At 70.6% G+C, this 4,809-nt stretch carries 5 protein-coding genes; all 5 read left to right on the forward strand.

Features of this window, described 5'->3' with window-relative positions; genetic code table 11:
- The first annotated feature begins 84 nt into the window (after positions 1–84).
- Positions 85–1,455 carry a sugar ABC transporter substrate-binding protein gene (locus tag GT045_RS27640; protein ID WP_161290325.1) on the forward strand — a complete coding sequence of 457 codons (1,371 nt, stop codon included), beginning with the start codon at positions 85–87 and terminating at the stop codon, positions 1,453–1,455.
- On the forward strand, positions 1,452–2,387 hold the full coding sequence (locus GT045_RS27645; protein WP_161290323.1) for a sugar ABC transporter permease: 936 nt from the start codon (positions 1,452–1,454) through the stop codon (positions 2,385–2,387). The genes GT045_RS27640 and GT045_RS27645 overlap by 4 nt, the downstream gene beginning before the upstream one ends.
- On the forward strand, positions 2,384–3,229 hold the full coding sequence (locus GT045_RS27650; RefSeq protein ID WP_161290321.1) for a carbohydrate ABC transporter permease: 846 nt from the start codon (positions 2,384–2,386) through the stop codon (positions 3,227–3,229). The genes GT045_RS27645 and GT045_RS27650 overlap by 4 nt, the downstream gene beginning before the upstream one ends.
- Complete coding sequence (locus GT045_RS27655) at positions 3,226–4,215, forward strand: zinc-dependent alcohol dehydrogenase family protein (protein WP_161335837.1); 990 nt, start codon at positions 3,226–3,228, stop codon at positions 4,213–4,215. Before GT045_RS27650 ends, GT045_RS27655 begins: the two co-directional genes overlap by 4 nt.
- A gap of 51 nt (positions 4,216–4,266) precedes the next feature.
- Positions 4,267–4,809 (forward strand): TerD family protein (locus GT045_RS27660; protein WP_161335838.1); only part of this gene is annotated, 543 nt, incomplete at its 3' end.

Genomic DNA, 4,809 nt, shown 5'->3' on the forward strand with positions numbered 1-4,809 from the left:
ACCCCCCGGGCGCGCACGATGTCGCATATCTCCAGACATCTCCCCACGTCTTCCGTTCATGCCCTCACACTCCAGGAGCGATCCATGCGCATCCCGAGCCGACGAAGGCCGCGAGCCACGCTCGCCGCGGCCGCCGTGGGGACGCTGCTCGCCCCGCTGCTCTCCGGCTGCTGGGCCGGCGCGGGCGGGACCGGTTCCGGCGGCGACGCCATCAACGTCCTGATGGTCAACAACCCCCAGATGACCGAGCTGCGGAAGCTGACCGCCGCCCACTTCACCGAGCAGACCGGCATCAAGGTCAACTTCACGGTCCTGCCCGAGAACGACGTCCGCGACAAGATCAGCCAGGACTTCGCCAACCAGGCCGGGCAGTACGACGTCGCCACGCTGTCCAACTACGAGATCCCGATCTACGCCCGCAACGGCTGGCTGCGCGAGATGGACTCCTACGTCGCCGAGGACCCCGCGTACGACGAGCAAGACGTCCTCGCACCGATGCGCGAGTCCCTGACCGGCGACGACGGCAAGCTCTACGGGCAGCCCTTCTACGGCGAGTCGTCCTTCCTCATGTACCGCAAGGACGTGTTCGCCGAGAAGGGCCTGACGATGCCCGCCCACCCCACCTGGCGGCAGGTCGCCGCCCTCGCGGCGAAGGCGGACGGCGCCCGTCCCGGCATGCGCGGCATCTGCCTGCGCGGGCTGCCCGGCTGGGGCGAGGTGATGGCACCGCTGACCACCGTCGTGAACACCTTCGGAGGCACCTGGTTCGACAAGGACTGGAAGGCCCGGCTCGACTCCCCCGCCTTCGCGAAGGCGACGAAGTTCTACGTCGGGCTCGTACGCGAGCACGGCGAGGCCGGCGCCGCCCAGTCGGGCTTCGCCGAGTGCCTGAACAACATGACCCAGGGCAAGTCCGCCATGTGGTACGACGCGACCTCCGCGGCCGGTCTGCTGGAGGCGAGCGGCTCACCGGTCAAGGGCAGGCTCGGCTACGCCCCCGCCCCGGTGGAACGGACGAAGTCCTCCGGCTGGCTCTACACCTGGGCCTGGGGCATCCAGCACGCCTCCCGCAACCCGGACAAGGCATGGAAGTTCGTCTCCTGGGCGTCCGGCAAGGGCTACGAGCGGCTGGTCGGCGAGACCAGCGGCTGGTCCGACGTCCCCGCGGGAAAGCGGGCGTCGACCTACACCAACGCCGCCTACCGCGCCTCGGCCGCCGCCTTCCAGGAGATGACCGAGCGGGCCATCGAGAACAGCCGCCCGAACGACCCCGGCGTCCAGCCGCGTCCCGCGCCCGGCATCCAGTTCGTCGGCATCCCCGAGTTCACCGACCTGGGCACCAAGGTCTCCCAGGAGATCAGTTCGGCCATCGCCGGACGGCAGTCCGTCGACTCGGCCCTGAAGAAATCGCAAGCGCTCGCCGAGCGGATCTCCGAGGAGTACGAGGGACGATGACCGCGACGACAGCCCCCCGTGCTGCGACACCGGTACGCGCCACCCCGCGGCCCCCCGCCCGGCTGCGCGCCTGGGCCACCCGGGCCCCTCTCCTGCCCGCCCTCGTCTTCATGGTCGTGGTGACCCAGCTGCCGTTCGTGGCCACGCTGGTGATCTCCTTCTTCGACTGGAACGCCCTCTACCCGAAGGCCCGCCACTTCACCGGTCTCGACAACTACCGCCAGGTCCTGACCGACGCGGACCTGCGCCACTCGGTGTGGACGACCGTGCTGCTGACGGTCACCGTGGTGCTGGCCAGCCTGGTCCTCGGCCTGGCGCTGGCACTGCTGCTGAACCACAGGTTCCGCGGCCGGGGCGTCGTCCGCACCCTGCTGATCGCCCCCTTCCTGGTGGTCCCGGTGGCCGCGGCGCTGCTCTGGAAGCACGTCCTCTACAACCCCGAATACGGCCTGCTCAACGGCCTGTTGCACTACGTGGGCGGCCCCCAGCCCGACTGGATCTCCCGCACCCCGCTGCTCGCGGTCGAGGTGTCCCTGGTGTGGCAGTGGACACCGTTCATGATGCTGATCCTGCTGGCCGGCCTGCAGAGCCGTGATCCCCAGCAGATCGAGGCCGCGCGCGTGGACGGCGCGAACGACTGGCAGGTCTTCCGCCATCTGACGCTCCCGCACCTGCGCCGCTACCTCGAACTCGGCGCCCTGCTGGGCTCGATCTACATCGTCCAGAACTTCGACGCCGTCTTCACGATCACGTCCGGCGGTCTCGGCACCGCCAACCTCCCCTACACCGTCTACCAGAGCTTCTACCAGGCCCACGAGAACGGCCTCGCCTCGGCCGCCGGCGTCCTGGTGGTCATCGGCTCGATCATCATCGCGACCTTCGCCCTGCGCGTGGTGTCGTCCCTGTTCCGCGAGGAGGGGTCCCGCGCATGAGCGGTTTCGCCGTGACGATCAGAAGGCACCGGGGCCTGGGCGCCGGCCTGGTGGCCTGGCTGGCCGGCATCGCCTTCTTCCTGCCCATCGCCTGGATGGCGCTGACCTCCTTCCACTCCGAGGCGGACGCGGCGGCCAACCCGCCCTCCTTCGGCGCCGCCCTCACCCTGGACGGCTACCGGGACTTCTTCGGCAGCGGCGGCGGGGCGAGCCCGTGGCCGGCGCTGGTCAACTCCACCGTCGCCTCGCTGGTCTCGACGCTGTGCGTCCTGCTGCTCGCCCTGCCGGCGGCGTACGCGCTGTCGGTCCGGCGGGTGCGCAAGTGGACGGACGTCCTGTTCTTCTTCCTGTCCACGAAGATGCTGCCGGTCGTGGCCGGTCTACTGCCGGTCTACCTGTTCGCGAAGAACACCGGGATGCTGGACAACATCTGGTTCCTGGTCGTCCTCTACACCTCCATGAACCTGCCGATCGCGGTGTGGATGATGCAGTCGTTCCTCGCCGAGGTCCCGGTGGCGGTGATCGAGGCGGCGCAGATCGACGGGGCCCGTCTGCCGACGATCCTCGCGCGCGTGGTGGCCCCGATCGCCCTGCCCGGCATCGCCGCCACGGCCCTGATCTGCTTCATCTTCAGCTGGAACGAACTGCTCTTCGCCCGGGTCCTCACGGGCGTGGTCGCGGAGACCGCCCCCGTCTTCCTGACCGGCTTCATCACCAGCCAGGGTCTGTTCCTGGCCAAGGTGTGCGCCGCGTCGCTCGTCATCTCCCTGCCGGTGCTCGCCGCGGGGTTCGCCGCCCAGGACAAGCTGGTCCAGGGCCTGTCGTTGGGAGCCGTGAAATGAAGGCCGCCGTCATCGAGTCCGTGGGCCGTGCTCTCGTCACCGAGGTCCCCGACCCGACGCCAGGGCCGCGCGAGGTCGTCGTCGAGGTCGCCGCCTGCGGCCTGTGCGGCACCGACCTGCACATTCTGCAAGGCGAGTTCGCACCCAAGCTGCCGATCGTCCCCGGGCACGAGTTCGCCGGCGAGGTCGTCGGGGTCGGCACCCAGGTGACCGAGCTGGCGATCGGCGACCGGGTGGCCGTGGACCCCTCGCTCTACTGCCACGAGTGCCGGTACTGCCGTACCGGTCACAACAACCTGTGCGAACGGTGGGCCGCGATCGGCGTGACCACGGCGGGCGGCGCCGCGACGTACGCGCTCGCTCCCGTGGCGAACTGCGTGAAGCTGCCCGAGCACGTGCGCACCGCGGACGCCGCCCTGGTGGAGCCCCTGTCCTGCGCGGTGCGCGGCTACGACGTCCTCCGCTCCCGCCTGGGCGCCCATGTGCTGATCTACGGTTCCGGGACCATGGGCCTGATGATGCTGGAGCTGGCCAAGCGGACCGGCGCCGCGAGCGTGGACGTGGTCGACATCAACCCGGCCCGGCTGGAGACGGCCCGCCGGCTCGGCGTCTCGGGTGCGGCCGGCGGCGCGGACGAACTGGACCGGCCGCAGGGCTGGGACGTCGTGGTGGACGCGACCGGCAACGCGGCCGCGATCCAGGACGGCCTGGACCGGGTGGCGAAGGCGGGCACGTTCCTGCAGTTCGGGGTGGCCGACTACGCGACCCGGGTGACGATCGACCCCTACCGGATCTACAACCAGGAGATCACGATCACCGGTTCCATGGCCGTGCTGCACAGCTTCGAGCGGGCGGCGGAGCTGTTCGCGAACGGCGTCCTGGACCCGGAGGTGTTCATCAGCGACCGGATCCCGCTGGAGCGCTACCCGCAGGCGCTGGAGCAGTTCGCTTCGGGCGTGGGGCGGAAGATCGTCGTGGTGCCGTAAGCCGTTCGGCCGGTAAGGGAACGGTAAAGCGGTGTCGATCGTTCACCCGGCATGACAGCTATGACCCCTGGCTCGAACATCCCTCTCCCGGCCGCGCGCGTGACGGTGGACGTCTCCGCTCCGGTGCGGCTCGACGTGTCGGGCCTGCTGCTCACCGCCGACGGCAAGGTGCGGTCCGACGACGACTTCATCTTCTACAACCAGCCCACCGGCCCGGGCGTGACCTACCGCTCCGGCGGCGGTGCGGCGCCGGACGCGGTCACGGTCGACACCGCCGCCGTGCCGCCGGAGATCGAGAAGATCGTCGTCACGGCCAGCCCGGACGCCGCCGGCCAGACCTTCCAGGGCATCGAGCCGACGGCCACGATCCGGGAGGCGGACGGCGGCGCCGTGCTGGCGACGTTCACCCCGCCGCAGCTCGGCGCAGAGACCGCGCTGGTGGTCGTGGAGGTCTACCGCAGGGGCGGCCAGTGGAAGGCGCGCGCCGTCGGCCAGGGGTACGCCGACGGGCTCGCGGGTATCGCCACCGACTTCGGCGTGACCGTGGAGGAGCCGGCCGCGCCGGCCGCGCCGGCCGCGCCCGCCACCCCGGCC

The organism is Streptomyces sp. SID486, assembly GCF_009865385.1.
Lineage (GTDB): Bacteria > Actinomycetota > Actinomycetes > Streptomycetales > Streptomycetaceae > Streptomyces.

Excerpts from the sequence above, each read along its gene's own strand:
- GT045_RS27650 (WP_161290321.1), top strand. The coding sequence starts at position 2,384 with ATGAGCGGTTTCGCCGTGACGATCAGAAGGCACCGGGGCCTGGGCGCC.
- GT045_RS27655 (WP_161335837.1), top strand. The coding sequence starts at position 3,226 with ATGAAGGCCGCCGTCATCGAGTCCGTGGGCCGTGCTCTCGTCACCGAG.
- GT045_RS27640 (WP_161290325.1), top strand. The coding sequence starts at position 85 with ATGCGCATCCCGAGCCGACGAAGGCCGCGAGCCACGCTCGCCGCGGCC.
- GT045_RS27645 (WP_161290323.1), top strand. The coding sequence starts at position 1,452 with ATGACCGCGACGACAGCCCCCCGTGCTGCGACACCGGTACGCGCCACC.